Source organism: Chitinophaga ginsengisegetis, assembly GCF_900168065.1.
In the GTDB taxonomy this organism is placed as follows: domain Bacteria; phylum Bacteroidota; class Bacteroidia; order Chitinophagales; family Chitinophagaceae; genus Chitinophaga; species Chitinophaga ginsengisegetis.
The window spans coordinates 2,572,766-2,589,094 of record NZ_FUZZ01000001.1 but is presented as its reverse complement, the minus strand read 5'-3'; the positions used below and the strand labels follow the sequence as shown (position 1 = coordinate 2,589,094).

The 16,329-nt window shown below is 45.4% G+C and carries 8 protein-coding genes; 4 read left to right on the top strand and 4 right to left on the bottom strand.

Annotated elements, in window-relative coordinates; all coding sequences use genetic code 11:
- Nucleotides 1–74: 74 nt before the first annotated feature.
- A complete protein-coding gene (locus B5Z18_RS10175) occupies nt 75–2,387 on the top strand; it encodes a TonB-dependent receptor (RefSeq protein WP_235015901.1) in 2,313 nt (770 codons plus the stop codon).
- Nucleotides 2,388–2,443: 56 nt separating this feature from the next.
- Here B5Z18_RS10175 and B5Z18_RS10170 read toward each other — a convergent pair whose 3' ends face one another.
- Entirely contained in the window at nt 2,444–3,415 is a 972-nt protein-coding gene (locus B5Z18_RS10170; protein WP_079469244.1) for an NAD(P)H-quinone oxidoreductase, read from the bottom strand.
- A gap of 173 nt (nt 3,416–3,588) precedes the next feature.
- Between B5Z18_RS10170 and B5Z18_RS32785 the strand changes: the two genes are divergently transcribed.
- Nucleotides 3,589–4,152: a DUF1801 domain-containing protein gene (locus tag B5Z18_RS32785; RefSeq protein WP_079469243.1), complete on the top strand. Its 564-nt coding sequence runs from the start codon at nt 3,589–3,591 to the stop codon at nt 4,150–4,152.
- An 11-nt stretch (nt 4,153–4,163) separates the two neighbouring features.
- On the opposite strand, the gene B5Z18_RS10160 is transcribed toward B5Z18_RS32785, so the two are convergent.
- The 3 genes from B5Z18_RS10160 to B5Z18_RS10150 form a co-directional block, all read right to left on the bottom strand.
- Entirely contained in the window at nt 4,164–5,231 is a 1,068-nt protein-coding gene (locus B5Z18_RS10160; RefSeq protein ID WP_079469242.1) for an ArsO family NAD(P)H-dependent flavin-containing monooxygenase, read from the bottom strand.
- 400 nt (nt 5,232–5,631) lie between these two features.
- Nucleotides 5,632–8,325 carry a T9SS type A sorting domain-containing protein gene (locus tag B5Z18_RS10155; protein WP_235015900.1) on the bottom strand — a complete coding sequence of 898 codons (2,694 nt, stop codon included), beginning with the start codon at nt 8,323–8,325 and terminating at the stop codon, nt 5,632–5,634.
- Nucleotides 8,326–8,572: 247 nt separating this feature from the next.
- A complete protein-coding gene (locus B5Z18_RS10150; RefSeq protein WP_159454258.1) occupies nt 8,573–11,443 on the bottom strand; it encodes a ligand-binding sensor domain-containing protein in 2,871 nt (956 codons plus the stop codon).
- A gap of 193 nt (nt 11,444–11,636) precedes the next feature.
- Between B5Z18_RS10150 and B5Z18_RS10145 the strand changes: the two genes are divergently transcribed.
- Both B5Z18_RS10145 and B5Z18_RS10140 read left to right on the top strand, forming a co-directional pair.
- Nucleotides 11,637–14,714 (top strand): SusC/RagA family TonB-linked outer membrane protein, encoded by a 3,078-nt coding sequence (locus B5Z18_RS10145; protein WP_079469240.1) that lies wholly within the window; start codon nt 11,637–11,639, stop codon nt 14,712–14,714.
- 56 nt (nt 14,715–14,770) lie between these two features.
- On the top strand, nt 14,771–16,306 hold the full coding sequence (locus tag B5Z18_RS10140) for a RagB/SusD family nutrient uptake outer membrane protein (protein WP_079469239.1): 1,536 nt from the start codon (nt 14,771–14,773) through the stop codon (nt 16,304–16,306).
- Nucleotides 16,307–16,329 lie beyond the last annotated feature (23 nt).

The window sequence follows — 16,329 nt, the reverse complement described above, 5'->3', positions numbered from 1 at the left end:
TATGCTTTCTATGTGCTGTTTGCTTTTCCATAAATGTATCGGCTGTTACTGAGCCTTTATCTGCTATTAAGGGTTTGGTAGTTACGTCAGACGGCACGCCGGCGGCTTATGTAGCGGTGCAGATCAAAGAAAAAAACCGTGGCACACTTACCAATGAAAAAGGAGAGTTTGTATTCAAAAAGCTGATGCCTGGAAAATATACTTTGCAGGTAATGCTGATCGGGTATAAAACAATGTCGCAGGAAATAACTGTAGAACAGGATCAGATTGTGCAGGTAAAACTGCAACTGGAAGCTTCCGATAAACAATTGAAAGAAGTAATTGTGAGTGGTGCAAGAAACCGGTATAAGAACGACAGTCTTTCCGGATCACTGCGATTGAGAACGCCCATCCTCGAGGTGCCGCAGAATATCCAGGTAATATCTGCCAATGTAATTGCCGACCAGCAGGCATTTGACCTCGTAGATGGCATCACCCGTAATGTAAGCGGGGCCACACGTGTGGGGCATTGGGATAATCAGTATGCGAATATCAGGATGCGTGGTTCCAAGATCCCTGCTTTCCGAAATGGCATGAACATAGAAGCCAGCTGGGGACCTACCGCAGAAGATGCCGCTATGATTGACCGGGTTGAATTTGTGAAAGGACCGGCAGGCTTTATGCTGGCAGGTGGCGAACCCGGTGGCTTTTACAACGTGGTTACCAAAAAGCCTACGGGTGTTACCAAAGGAGCTGCCAGCATCAGCATGGGTAGTTTCAGCACTTACCGCGCGGCCCTCGACTTTGATGGTAAACTAAGCAAAGATGGTAAACTGCTGTACCGTTTGAATGTGGCCGGTCAGCAGAAGGATTACTATACCAAATACAACTTCAACAACCGTTACCTGTTTGCGCCGGTATTAAAATATTTGGTAGATGACCGCACTTCTGTTACGCTGGAATATACCTACCAGGGATCAACTTACCTGGCGAATGGGAACTATGTTTTCTCCAAAATTAAATTGCTGGATGAAGATATCTCCAATGATTTCTTTTATGGTGATCCCTCCCTCACACCGGGCAAATTGAAGGATCATAGTGTATACCTGTATTTCGATCATAAGATGAATGATAAATGGGAAGCACATGCGCAGGTAGCTTATTTCAACTTCGGTATGGAGGCAAACAGTATCTGGGCTTCCAATATAGACAGCGCGGGAAATATGGGCAGAACTTTCAGTGTGGCGGATGAAGCGGGGGAAAACCGTTTTGCGCAGGCTTCCATTTCCGGCGAAGAGTATACCGGTACGGTACGTCACAGGATTCTGGCGGGTGTGGATATGGGGAATAAAAAGTTTTGGGGAGATTTCAGATCATTGGCCAATATCGATATGGTAGGCGATAAGAAATTCAATGTATATAACCCTGTATACAGTATTCCTATTGGTACCCTGCCCACGATAGACCGCAGCCAGAGTGTAAAAACAAGAGCGGGCGGCAGTAACTATGTAAGCTCCGTAAACTACACCTCTGCCTATATACAGGATGAACTGGGATTTTTTAACAACAAGCTGCGTTTGTCGCTCGCAGGTCGTTTTACTTATGCAGAAACTGTTGGCAAAACCAAAGCACTGGCCATAAAGGATAATGTATTTACGCCCCGTGTTGGTTTGAGTTACTCTATAGATAAATCTACTACGATCTATGGTTTGTTTGATCAGTCGTTTGTACCTGTGCCGGGTGCTGACTCCAACCAGAACGCATTTAAACCTATTAAAGGGGTAGATGTAGAAGCTGGTGTGAAGAAAGAATGGTTTGAAGGAAGATGGGTGACATCTGCCACTGTGTATCGCATCGCCAGGCAAAACTCGCTTGTAAGCCTGAATATGAAAGACAGTCGTGGTGCTGATGTACAGGAGCAACTCGGCGAAACGCTTACCAAAGGCGTGGAAATTGACATCGCCGGGGAAATACTACCGGGTTTGAATGCCACGTTGAACTATGCTTATACCGATTCAAAGATCTCCAAAGAATCGCCAACAGCCACAACGAAAACAGTAGGTAATATAACGCCTAATACAGCTACGCATATTACCAACGCCTGGCTGAACTACCGCATCGGTAAAGGTGTGTTGAACGGATTTGGCGTAACAGGCGGTATCCAGTGGATGGCCGACCGCTACGTAGGAAGCGCCACAAAGGTGTTCAGCATTCCCAATTACTTCCGTACGGATGCCGGTTTAAATTACGTTAAAGGAAAGTATAGTATTGCAGTACTGGTGAATAACCTGCTGGATAATCAGCGGCTGCTTACTGCTGCTTCTATTCCTACTACTTCCACCGGGTTTTACAATTATATAGTAGAGGCGCGCCGCAATTTCAGGATGACGATCGGTTACCGCTTTTAATATCTTACTAAAATAATAAAACAAAAGGTGTACTATCAACAGTACACCTTTTGTTTTTATTCATTTACCAATACAATTTTACCTATGTGTTCACTGCTGCCCATCAGCCGGTGCGCTTCTGCGGCTTCTTTAAACGGAAAGGTGGCGTATACCACCGGCAGGAATTTTTTCGCTGCTATCAGCGGCCATACGTGTTGGTGGATATCGGCCGCCAATGCTTTTTTATAACTGTATTCCCTGCTCCGGAGCGTACTACCGGTAATGGTTATACGTTTTTGCATCACCGTGGAAATATTTACTTCCGCCAGGTTGCCTTCCATTGAGTTGATATATACCAGCCGCCCTTCGGGGTTAAGGATAGTAAGATTTTTACCTAGATATTTTCCACCCACCATGTCCAGTATCACATCTATTCCTGTTGTGGCGAGTGCTTTCTCAAAATCCTGTTTTTTGTAATTGATATATTGTGTGGCGCCCAGCCTGATACAGGCTTCCCCTTTTTCTTCCGTACCCACTGTTACCCATATTTTATTGTTTAATGCGTGTGCCAGTTGTATGGCAGTAATGCCAATGCCGCTGGAACCTCCGTGAATCAGCAGGGTTTCGCCCGGCGTTAGTTTTCCGCGTTGAAAAACATTGCTCCATACGGTGAAAACGGTTTCGGGCAAACTGGCCGCTTCGGCAAAGCTGAGCCCTTCGGGAACAGGGAGGCATTGCCCTTCTTTTACGGTCACATATTCCGCATAGCCACCTCCCGCCAGTAACGCGCATATTTTATCGCCGGGCGACCACATGGTAACGCTTTCGCCACTACTAACCACGGTGCCGGCCACCTCCAACCCGGGAATATCTGCCGGCACGCCCGGAGGCGCCGGGTACCTGCCTTCGCGTTGCGACAAATCCGCCCGGTTAAGACCGGCTGCATGTACTTTAATCAGCACTTCTTCCTGCCCGGGCACCGGCGCCGGATATTCCTGTAGCTGCAATACTTCCGGACCACCCGGTTTGGTAATAACGACGGCTTTCATGATGAATGATTTTATCAAAAATCGGTGTTTCTTCCGGAATATGTTTATTTTATCCGGAGTTGGAATGCAGAATGAAGAAACGATACCTAAGTCGCAAATGACCCGTATAATGTCGTGTTAGTACCCCGTGAGAACAGCAGGATTATACTAATTTTCAGAAAGAATTCAGCGATATGAAAACAGTAAGCGACATTGATCAGTATATCGCCGGTTTTCCGGAGGAAACCCAGGCGCTGCTGCAGCAAATGAGGGCGGCTATCAGGAAAATTGTACCTGAAGCAGGAGAGAAAATCGGTTATGGTATTCCAACTTTTACTTTAAACGGCAACCTCGTTCATTTTGCAGGATATAAACATCACATTGGCTTTTACCCCGGCGCCTCCGGCATTAAAGCATTTGAAAAAGAGCTTTCCGTTTATAAGAATTCCAAAGGCGCCGTTCAGTTTCCATTGGACCGCCCTCTCCCTATTTCTTTAATCAATAAAATAGTAAAGTTCAGGGTGAAAGAAAGCCTGGCAAAAAATGCCGCCAGGCATACTGCTGCTCCGGGAGATCTTTTTGCTTCCCTTTCCGCACCCGCGCGCCGCGCATTGGAGAGTAAAGGCATCACAACCATACAGCAGCTTTCCAAATTCAGCGAAGCAGCTATACTGGCGCTTCATGGAATGGGAAAAAGCTCATTGCCAAAGTTGCGCAATGCGCTGAAAGAAAAGGGGCTGTCGTTTAAGGCGGAGTAAGGAGGCGCTTTTTATGCAGGCTGCAGGAAGCTACTCAGTTCTTCCACGGTTTGCTTAGCCGTTCTGCCTACACCGATAAGTGTGGCAGAAGCAAAGCCTGTCCATGATCCATAGCCGGTTAACCAGAGGCCGGTAATACCTGTTGCTTTTGTTCCGTTTGTTTTAATCCTGCCATCCGGTTGTATTATTCCCAATGGAGCCAGATGCGCCAATGCGGGCCGGAATCCTGTACAAAAAATAACGGCATCCACGGCTTCCTGTTGGCCTGTATTCCATGCAATTCCATCGGGGTAGAAATGATCGAATGCGGGAAGGAAATGTTGATATACGCCTCTTTCCCTGGCTTCTTTTACAGGAGGCACCATTACAATGTGCCCCAGCGAAGGAGGCTGGTAATCCCTGCCTTGTTGTTTGGCCTGGTATAGCTGGGTAGCCGCATCAAAGAGATATTTGCCGTCAATATCATCCGGTAAAAATTCGGGTGGTTGCCGCGTGATCCACAGGGCAGATGCTACTTTGGAAACCTCCGCCAGGATTTGCGCGCCGGAGTTGCCTTCTCCCACAATGGCCACGCGTTTCCCTGAAAAATCTTCCGGCTCCCGGTACTGTGAAGAGTGAAGTACAGTACCCTTAAAAGAGGCGCTTCCGGGAATATCCGGAATGAAGGGATTGGCATAGCTGCCGGTAGCGCTTACAATAGCTTTTGCGTAATAATAACCGGCGGTGGTGGTTAAAACAAAAGTATCTTCCTTTTTAACTACTGATGTAACCTTTACGGGTCTTGCTACCGGGAATTTATACCGTAATTCATACTCCTGTAAATAGGTGATGGTTTCCGCGCGGCTGGGATAGTGGTGCTGACCACCCGGCATAAAAACACCCGGAAGGGAGCTCCATTGCGCCGGGGAGAACAGGGAAAGAGATTTCCAGGTGTACTGCCAGCTGCCGCCCGGAAGGGGCGCCGCATCCAGCATGATATATTTCAGCGTGGTCCGGCGGAGATAATATGCCACGGATAAAGCGCTTTGTCCGCCGCCAATGATGATTACGTCGTATATGGTTTGCCTTTCATCTGTCATAATAAATTGCTTTCGTCGACTTTATATTTCCCAACAATAGTAGGATCTAAATTAACCATTTTGGTATTCCCAATTGTGGCGCCAGGCGTATTTGCGTTAGGGCCTATTACAGGATAACCCGGACTATATTTATAGAAAAGATAGGGATAAGCCGGAGATAAGCCGTATCTCTATAGGTACGGGTTATCTATGGCTTATATACGGGTTATATACGGCTTATCTACGGCTTATCCTATAATGGGCCTACTCACGGCGCAGCATTACAGGTACCTGGTAATGATACAGAATTAGCATGATGGCCTTTTATTTAAGCCTTCTGATGGGAAATGGATATCAGGCATTGGCAAAAAAAGAAAACCCACTCACGGAGCGGGTTTTCTTTCGGACCAGGGGCCTGCAACTATTGCTTAACAAACTTATAAGTATGATTTATCTGTGCTGATCTGACTTTTAAGTAATAGGTGCCCGGTATCAGTTCAGCAATGTTAATAGACATACCCAATGCCGTTTTCATACGCTGACCATCATTATCATACACCTCAAGATGGGCGTTGTTATTTAGCCCGCTGATATAGAGCCTGGCGCCAACCGGGTTGGGATACAGCGAAATACCCTGTTTTGTGCCCTTCAGCTGGTTGGGGTTTTCCGGCCCTGCCAGGACATTGATACGCATATTGTTCAGACCCGGTGATGGTTCGCCAAACAATTCGATCTCCGACAACTGGAGCATTGTTCCGGTGTTATTTGACAGATTTAATCTATAAAATGTATACCCCGTATTATTGTTAATGTTGAAAATTCTTGTTTGGTTACGATAGGGGAAATCTTCATTGGAACGGCTATCAATAGTGGTCCAACTGCTTCCATCTGCCGACCCCTGTAACGTCCAGTTCATAGGATCCCGCTCCGGGGCGTCATTTGCTGAAGTGATCCTATAGCTTTTCACTACATAGCCGGATGGCGCCTGATACTGGATCCATGCGGAAGGGTTAAATGTCAGGTATTTGGTGTTACGATTGTTATCGGTCAGGTTTGTATATTCTTCACCTGCCGGAGAACCCGTTTGATATTGAGCGGTTAATATCCCGCCCAGATCTGTAATATCTGTTCCCAGGCTATCACCGGCATCAACGGGTGGAAGCCCGTTTTTTTCACGCAGCAATTGAAAAAGATGATCTGGTCGCACCACGATATGATTTGAATCGAGCGAGTTCATGACGTTCTTAAAATTTGTAGGCTTCACATCCTGCCAGGGTTGCGCCTGTATAATCATGAACCTCGGCGATGCTCCATCCCATCCTGCGGAAGCAGCGGCAATGGCATCCTTCATGGCTTGTTCCCCGGTGCAATAGTTACAGGAAAGCGGCATTCCCGGCAAAGTTTGGTTATAGATGCTAAGAGGGCCGCCCGTATTCTGTGCGGTTAACCCAAGTAATGATGGGGCATAGGTGGCAAAGCTCTCACCCACATTTTGGTTGATGCCACCTGTAATTGTGTTCCAGATGGTAACCACCCGGAACCCTGCCCGTTTGTTGTAATCCTCGGTTTTAGCAACAAATTGGTTGAGTGTATTTTGATTGGGGAAATTATTAGGGTAGGCGTAACCGTATCCCGAGGGGCCTGAAATCAGGTTGTCGTTGTTAGTGGAAGTTTGATGATAGAAGTTTAACGCTCCCGGCATGGCGTCCACCATTGCAGGGGACAAAGTCCATCCAATAGGAACCGAGCCCCGGTCAGGATTGTTCCAGAGCTTGCGCATCAGGTGCTCCACATATTGTAAGTTATCCCCGTCGCTTAATATAAACGCCACGTAAATTTTGTTCTTTAGTGCTGGTTTTGGAGGTATCGGTTTAACGTTGACGGTTCTGGGCATACCGCTATGAACCGTTAAATTGGTGGCATAATCACTGGCAACAGTGGCTATACCATAGCTGGATGCCCTGGTTATACCTGAACCTTCTTCCGGCCACCAACCCATGAAGGAGGCTCCTGCCGGCATGGAGGATAAAAAGCTGTTTAGCAGTTCACTTTCACCCGTTACCCGCGGATCTAACCAAATTACTGCGGCGCCCAGGGCAGTGGCGTATTCCCGCAGGGAGCCCTGATGCACTTCCGGACTTAATCCTATTAACACCCGGTGATCCAGCGTTGGCCAATAGGTGTTATATAAGGTTTGGTACACCTGCAGGTTACTGGTGAACTGGCCACGCAAATCGAGCAATACCGGAAGGTTATAAGGGGCGCCTGTTAAGCGTGATAATAACGATGGCGAGGCAATGAGCGCCTTTTTATTTTTTGCAAGCATGGTTGCCAGGTTTACCGTGGCTGACTGCGCCGGATCGTAAACGATCAGGCCGGATACCTCGCTGCGGTATTTGGTGATAAGCTCCCACCTGTCGGTATGTTCGGTCCAGGTTAAACCTAAAGACTGCATCCAGGTATACGGTCCTTCTGCAAAGGCATCGCCTTCATAGGAAAAGAGACGTGGCTGTGTGCTGTTAACGATGCCTTTCAGGGAGGCAAATAAATAGGTTTCGGCGGTGGCATTATCCTGCTGCACACCTACCCAGTCCACTTTTATATACGCCCCTCCTCTCCAGAATACACGCAGTTCAATGGCGTGACTGTCGGCCGGCATCGTGAAAGGCAATTTGAAACTTGTGTAATCGGACGCTATGGGGAATTGCTGACGGGTAATTGCCTTAAACGCAAGGATTGCACCGGTGGTGGCATCCCTTACATCGATATCCACTATAGAATCATTGTTGGCGGTATTATTATCTGTTTTCATTCTAAACTCCGCAATATTGGCTCCCGCTGTAACGCTGTTATCATAAGGCCCGTAAATCATATGTTCATTCGCCGCATCGATTCCAACCTGGCAAAGCCAGCCATCGGTTTCCAGGCGCCCGGTATGATGGCTAAGGGCGGGGCCTTCCCCTTCCCAGCGCCAGGACCGTTGAGACGTTCCGTTATTGTAAAACAGATCCAGGTTGCTGGCTGTTGCCGGAAACGTTGGCAGCAACTGACCAGCAGGCCATGCTATCTGGGCCGTGGAAGGCATGATCAACAATAGTAATAGAGGAATGAGCATTGCAGCCCGGGTTAAAGAGGACTTGATTTTGTGGGTCATCGTGGATAGAATTTGGGTCATAGAATAAGAATGTGCCTATTAAGGGTTTAAAGCGCTTACGGGTTCTCACGGGTTCTCATAAAACAAAATGCCTGTGCAGTACTTACATAAAATAGGCAATTAAATCAGATTTTTTTAATTTTTATTATTGACGGTTACGGCAATAAACAGAAGTGAGGGGGCGGGCGTATGGAAGGATGGTTAGCCTTTAAATCTGGTTTAAAAAGTTACTTAACGATTGCTCTGTTTGCAGGCCTATCTTTTTTCTTATCCTATACCGGCTTACTTCCACGCCGCGAACCGTGATGTTCAGCAATTGCGCCATTTCTTTTGTTGTGAGGTTAAGCTTGATATAAGTGCATACTTTTAAATCGGAATTGGTAAGCTGCGGATATTGCTTTTTCAGTTTATTCAGAAAGCCATCATTTAACTCATCAAAGTGAGCAGCAAATACTTCCCAGTTGGCGTTGTTTTTTTCAGTGTCCTTGATCAGGTCCGTGATACTTTTAATATCGTTGTTATTAGTGGTATCATTGTTAAGACGCGAAACTTTTTCTTTTATTTTTGTTAAGGTATCGTCTTTTTCCATCAGGTGCATACTTGCATTCGCCAATTCTTTTTTCTGGATAAAAACTTCCTGTTCTAATTTTTCATTTTGAAGCTTGATTATTTCCTTTTCATTTTTCTCCAATTCCAGGTGGTGGATGTATTTCAGTCTTTTTTGTTCTTCTTCAAATTTTTTCTGTTGTGAGAGGAATTTATTCTTTTGATGTTTGTTCATCATAAATAACAGACCAGCGAAAATGGAGATATAGCAGAGTATTGCCCAGATAGTTTTATACCACGGGGCATTGATGACAAAACTGTAAGAAACAACCGGGGATTCGTTATTCTGGTTGTCCCGGGCTTTTATTTTAAAAGTGTATTCCCCGTTTGACAGGTTGGTATAGTCTTTTTCCGTTTTAGGATCCCAGGGCGACCAGTCATTGTCGTAGCCTTCCAGTTGATAGCTATATTCAATATTCTTCTGGAATTCATATGATGGCGAGCTGTATTCAAAATGAAACGCATTGTAAGCTGATGGCAATTGCAATACCTGTTTGTCTGTGCCGCCATAGCCGCCAAAGATGGTGCTGTCAGTTTTACCAATAGCTTTTACCAGTCCTAAGAAAACGGTCAGCCCGGGCTTTACGGAAGAATATTTTTGATAATCAAGATGAATTAATCCTCTTTCTGAGCCAATAAAAACGTTTTCCTTATTATAAGGATAGATGTTTTCAAATTTTGGCAGGAGCTGCCCGGTTAGCTCCGGAAAATAAGTGACCTTAGGGGCGCTGACAGCATCAGCTGTAGAAAAATGCGCAACCCCTGTGCCTTTTTCGTTGCAGAACCAGATGTTGCCTTCTTTGTCTTCCGTCAGATAACGTACTTTCATTCTCCCGAAAACATCTGAAAGAAACGGGGAAGGAGAAAATTTATTTGTTTGGGGATTAAACTCGTAGAGTCCGCGGGCCGTAGCAAAGATGATTTGATTTTTTATCTTGAAAACAAAATTATTTAAGGTAGAAGGTAAGCCATCATTGAGGGTGTATAAACGGGCGGTGTATTTTTTCTTGTCCTGAGAAAGACTAAAGCGATAGATACCGCGATAGGGATGGGAGGCCCACACATCCCCGTTATGATCCAATGCCATAAAACGATAGGAATCATTCATGCCGTCCATCTTTCCTTCGTCCCTGAAATCATTGCCTTCGTACAGGAGCCGTTTCAGGCCATAATAGGTACCTACTATGATATCCTGTGCCGGATAAACCGAAGACAGGGGGAGGAAATACCAGCTACCTGCGCCTCCCGAAAGCAGCCGGGCTTCGTTTCCCTGTATTTCATAGCTTCCATTGTCGTTGCCAAGCAACAAATGTCCATTCACTTCGTTGAGGTTCCATGCCTCCCGGTTTTCTGTATTTTTTACCAGGGAGAAATCATTTTTTGTAACATGGTTCCCATTATTTGCCAAAGGGGCGCTATACAGTCCGTTGGAGGTAGCAACAAACAGCTTGTCATTTAGTATCCGGGTTGAATAGCCGGGCAGGTTGTTTGTTTTACCGATCTGGAGGTACCTGATGGCGGAATTGTAATTAATATAACTAATCCCGCTGTTCAACCCGGTCCATAAGTTTTTACCGGCGTCCATAAAAACGCTCAACGCATTGTTATTCTGGAGTCCTTGTTCGTCGGAGAAGCTTTCCCACGTATCCTTTTTTATATTCACCACCAGGCAGCCGGCAGAGGAGGTAGCTATAATAAATTCATCCTCACTTATTTTAGCGGCAGAATTGATGTAGAGATTATTTTGCCTGTTGTTGTTTTGTAAAGTTATCAGGTTGTTATGTAACAGGAAGATGCCATTTGTCCGGGTAACAATGAAGATACTGTCTTTGCCCATCTGGAACATACCGGCAATAAGCACTCCGGCCAGTTTTTTACCATCCGCTACCGGGGTCCATTGATTGTCGTTTAGTTGTAGTAACCCTGTAACACGATCTGAAGCATAGATGCTTTCACCGGCACGTTCTATGAAAAGCCATTGTGAATTGGCCATATAAGTATGAACGTTCTTTTCGTCATACTCGAAGATGCGATCGTCGGCCTGGAAGAAAACCCGGTTGCCCAGGATGGCAATATGCCATATATCTGCAAATTTTTTATATTGTTCCGGGATCTTATTATTTAAGGAGGTATATGTGAGCATACCATTGGGCCCGGGAGAAAAATACCCTATTTCATCCTGGCCGCCAACGTATATTTTCCCGTTATCACTAACCGCAAGTGACCACATCACTGTATTATTAGGCAGCGGATAAAGTTTCCAATGGCTGCCATCAAACCTCAGTAAGCCTTCATTATTGGCAAAATACATTACTCCCTGTTTATCTTGTCCTATGCCCCAGTTCTGGCTACCGCCGTTGTAATTAAACTTGGTATAGTTGATAACAGCAGGAATGCCGATGCCATTTTGGGCATATGCAGTGGTGCCGCTCACCAAAAACAGCCCAAAGAAAAACAGGATATTAAGCAGCATCTTATTCATGTTTCAAGCCCCCGCATAACAGATGTAGTAGTATTGTAGTAGTTGGTTTTGCCCTAAAAATAGGGAATTACGCGATAAGATGTAGTAGTGTAGTAGGGTTTTCTTAACATTTTCTGCCGGGCTAACCTACATTTGATTTTCCACGATTCACATTCGAGAACGAGTTAAAAATTAAATTTTACGTATGAAAAAAAGGTTCTTAGGAATTTTTATCCTCCTTGTGCTTTCCACTATTTTCCACTTAACCACCAAAGCCCAGAACAAAATCATAAAGGGTACCGTCACTGATGACAAAAATGCGCCTGTCATCATGGCTTCGGTAGGAGTGAAAGGCACCGCTACAGGTACTACAACAAACGAAACCGGCGCTTTTACGCTCTCGGTACCTCCCGGCTCGGATTCTATTATGGTGTCGGCAATAGGGTACGCCAGTAAGGTAGTGGCTATTACCGGTAATGTCTTAAATATTCAACTGCGGGAGTCCCTGACCGGGTTGGATGAGGTAGTAGTGGTAGGTTACGGCACGCAGAAGAAAGGCGACCTTACGGCGCCGATATCGATTGTAAATACAGACGATATGCTTAAGCGGACTACGGCTACGCCAATGGAGGCCTTACAGGGAAGCGTTCCCGGTGTACAGGTAGTAACCAGCGGGGTTCCGGGTAGTTCTCCCAATGTCCGGATAAGAGGAGTTGGATCGTTTAATAATGAAAATCCACTTTATGTAGTAGACGGGATGTTTGTAAGTGATATCAGTTTCCTTAATCCCAATGACATTGCTGACATGTCTGTTCTTAAGGACGCGTCTGCTGCAGCGATTTATGGGGTGCGTGCGGCCAACGGAGTAGTGTTAATAACCACTAAGAAAGGGAAATTAAACATGAAGACCCGCGTAACTTATAATGCATATGTAGGGGTTCAGAAGCCAACAAACGTTCTCAAAATGGCCAATGGACAACAATATACCGACTTCTCCCTGAAAAGAGGTTCCACCGCCGACAGTGGTACGGTGTTATTATCTTCTCAAAAATTTGGAGGCAGCGGGCTTAATCCAACCACCAGCACGGATTGGTACGATGTTATTTTAAGAAAAAGCGCCCTGATAACAAATCATGGCATTGATATCCAGGGAGGCAGTGACAAAATAACTTATTCAGTAGGTTTAAACTATACTTATCAAAACGGTATTTTGAATGCGCTGAATAACTTTAAGAGATATAACGGTCGGCTTCAATTGGAAGCCAGAGCCTTTCCCTGGCTTAAAGTAGGATTTTCGGCCATTTTTAATAATTCTATCACTTTTACGCCCAACAGCGGTGCTTTCCTGGATGCCTATACAGCTTCCCCTTTATTCCCGGTATACGACAGCACCAATGTGAATGCTTTCCCGGTAAAGTTCACAGCGGCTTCCGTTATTGGAAGATCGGATGATAAAAATCCAATGGCATCTGCCTATTATAATTATAACCGGTCAAAAGCATTTCAGATATTACCAACCCTGTATGCAGAAGCAGGCTTTTGGGATAATAAACTCACTTTCCGGTCCCAGTTGAGCCAGATATATGGATCGTTACTTGGCACCCAGTACAGCCCTTTAAGGAATCTGGGCCCTGGCGCCGATGCCACCGTATCTCACCTGACTTCTATCCAGGAACGCACTACCAATTATATCCTGGACAACCTGCTTACCTATAAGGATGGTAAAGGCCGCCATCATTGGAGCCTGTTGCTGGGGCAGTCTACCAGGGAAGAGAGATGGCGTCAAACCCGGACAGAAGCAGATAATGTACCCGATGTAGAGGAATCATGGTATACCAGCCAGGGAACGCCGAATGCGGCTTATTATAAAGAAGATGGTACCCGTAACGCCGGTATCTCATTCTTTACACGCGGCACCTATGATTTTGATAATAAATACTTACTGACAGCAACTTTTCGGGCCGACGGAAGTTCAAAATACCAGACAAAATGGGGCTATTTCCCTTCCGTAGGTCTTGGATGGGTAATCAGCAAAGAAGCATTTATGCGGAATCAGAAAGTGTTTGACTTTTTGAAACTCAGGGGTAGCTGGGGACAACTTGGTAACGACGGTGTAAATGCCAATGCGGGATATGCCATCGTGAAAACCGGCAACAGCACTTCCGCTGTTTTTGGTAGTACCGCAGCAGCCAATGGCCAATATCTGCCCGGCTATACAGTAAACAGATTTTATACAGATATCACCTGGGAAGTTGTAACAGAATGGGATGGAGGTGTTGATTTTGAAATGCTGAAAGGAAAATTAAACGGATCTGTTGATTATTACAACAGAAAAACAACTAAAGCAGCGCTCTATCGCCCATTCCCTTTTACTTATACTACTATTTATGGCAACTGGGCTGATATGGTGAACAGTGGTTGGGATATTGCGTTAAACTGGCATGATAAAATTGGTAACGTAGGATACCAGATAGGCGCCAATATGTCGACTTTAAAAAATAAAGTTACAAACTTAGGAACGCTTCCAAGCTCCACAAGTGGATTTCCGGAGTGGACAGCTGAGTTTCCTAACCGCATAGTTGTTGGGCAACCCATCAATTATTTTTATGGTTACGAATTTATCGGTGTTTACCAAACGAAGGCGGAGGTTGATGGTGATCCGGTTGCTGCCCATTATAACCAATCGGCTACCTCTCAGATTGTTCCCGGTTTCCCTAAGTATAAGGACCAGAATGGAGATGGCATCCTGGACGATAAAGATCGCATCAATATGGGAAGCTATTTGCCAAAAGTTACTTATGGTTTCAATTTTGGACTTACTTATAAGGGCTTTGATTTTAGCGTGGCATTCCAGGGTGTATCAGGAAATAAAATTATGAACCTCAACCGGGGACGGCTTTACAAAGCTTCCACGTCGCTGAACCTGGATGAAAAATTTGCCAGCAATCTCTGGACCGGTCCTGGTTCAACGAATGCATATCCTTCCGCGTATGCTTTAGGTCAGGGATGGTTTAAAGTGAGCAATTCCTTTTTTGTAGAAAGCGGCGCTTATTTACGTGTACAGAATATTCAACTTGGGTATAACTTTAATGTAGGCAAGCAGTCGCCCATTGCCCTGAGGGTATTTGGTACTGCCGACAGGCCGTTTATTTTTACCAAGTACAATGGTTTTACTCCTGAAGTAGGCACCAATACTTCCTTTGGTTATTCGGTTTCTGGTTATGATGCAAATGTTTACCCGGTTTCCTCCACTTACAGCTTAGGTGTAAGGGCTACTTTCTAGGATGAACAAACTCTTCAGGCTATAATAACAGTTATAGGAAAACAAAAAAAAGAATCATGAAAAACTATATATCAATTCTGCTCGTAATATTTTTGTTATCTTCTGGTTGCTCTAAGTTTTTAGACCGGCCATTAGAAAATCAGGCGCAGGCAACCACCATCAATTATACAGATTTGTCTTTAATGTACCAGCCGGTGTCGGGTGTTTACAGAACTGCTGCCAGCGGCACTTTTGCAAAATGGATAAGCGTGGCGATCCGCTCTGAGCGCAGTGATGATATAGCGCCGGGAAATGATGATGCAGGGCAGGTAGCCATTCATAATTTCCAGAGTGATGTAACGGTTAAAAGTTACTGGGGCATTAACGACATGTGGATCAGCATGTATGCAGTGGTACTTGGGGCGAACAGCGCATTGGCCGAATTGGAAAAGTTTGGAAAAAATATTCCCGCCAATGATGCGGCAAAAACAAAGCAGTTGGCACAATACCAGGCGGAAGTTCGTTTCTACAGGGCGCTTGCGCATTTCTGGATTTCCAGGACCTTTGGAGCAGTACCCATTCTAGGCATAGAAAGTAATGATCCTACCAATCTTGGCGCCGCTTCAAAAAGCAGTGTTGAAGATGTGAAAAAGCATGTTATTTCCGAAATGGATTTCTGCATTGCAAACCTGGAAGATGCCAGGCCCAATGCTGCCACACATATAGGAGCCGTTACCAAATACACCGCGTTGATGTTAAAAGCCAAAGCAGCAATGGACCTGGCTGGTAACAACAGTGGTAGTACTTATTGGGATGTTGTATTGGATTGTACCAACCAGATTATCAACAGCGGCCAGTTCTCTTTATTCAGCGATTATTACCAGTTGTTTAAGAAGCCAGGTAAACTATGCGATGAAGCTATCTTAGAATTGCAGTATTCCGATTTCGGAAAATCGACCGGCGATATCGTTATATCCGGCGGCCCCGGCGAAGAATGGGGTAATTTCTTTTTCTTCCAGGGTCCTGAAAATACGTTCAGCACGGTGATTACAGGTCCCGGTTGGATGGTGCCTACACAAAAAGCCGTCGATTTTTTGAAATCACGCAATGATAGTATCCGTTTAAAAACAGCGATTCAGTATTGCGGAATTGATGGTAATCCTGATACGTTTTCCTTTACACCGGATGGCGACAAGATCTCCGGTAACGCATCCCGGAAGAAATACTTCAATGGAAAGGCTTATTACCCCCGTTCACAAATGACCGATAGCCGGGTAGATTATTATGGAGCCAATAACAACGTCCGGATCATGCGTTATGCAGAGGTACTGTTGATGAATGCGGAAGCGAAGATCCGTAAGGGACAAAGCGGCGATGCGCAGGTAAACCTGGTCAGGAACCGGGTAAAACTGGCTTCCATCTCCAACGTCACCTTACAGCAATTACTGGATGAACGCCATGCAGAACTGATATGTGAGTGGTGGGGAGAAAGATTCAATGACCTGTTAAGAACAGACCAGGCCGCAACCGTACTCCCCGGCTTTGTAAAGGGACAAAGCGACTACATTCCCATTCCGCAGGCGCAGGAAGATGTGAATCCAAGACTTAAATAATTTTATTAACCGACATATCTATT

Coding starts and splice junctions, on each gene's coding strand:
- B5Z18_RS10170 (WP_079469244.1), bottom strand. CDS start 3,415: ATGAAAGCCGTCGTTATTACCAAACCGGGTGGTCCGGAAGTATTGCAG.
- B5Z18_RS32785 (WP_079469243.1), top strand. CDS start 3,589: ATGAAAACAGTAAGCGACATTGATCAGTATATCGCCGGTTTTCCGGAG.
- B5Z18_RS10160 (WP_079469242.1), bottom strand. CDS start 5,231: ATGACAGATGAAAGGCAAACCATATACGACGTAATCATCATTGGCGGC.
- B5Z18_RS10155 (WP_235015900.1), bottom strand. CDS start 8,325: ATGCTCATTCCTCTATTACTATTGTTGATCATGCCTTCCACGGCCCAG.
- B5Z18_RS10150 (WP_159454258.1), bottom strand. CDS start 11,443: ATGCTGCTTAATATCCTGTTTTTCTTTGGGCTGTTTTTGGTGAGCGGC.
- B5Z18_RS10145 (WP_079469240.1), top strand. CDS start 11,637: ATGAAAAAAAGGTTCTTAGGAATTTTTATCCTCCTTGTGCTTTCCACT.
- B5Z18_RS10140 (WP_079469239.1), top strand. CDS start 14,771: ATGAAAAACTATATATCAATTCTGCTCGTAATATTTTTGTTATCTTCT.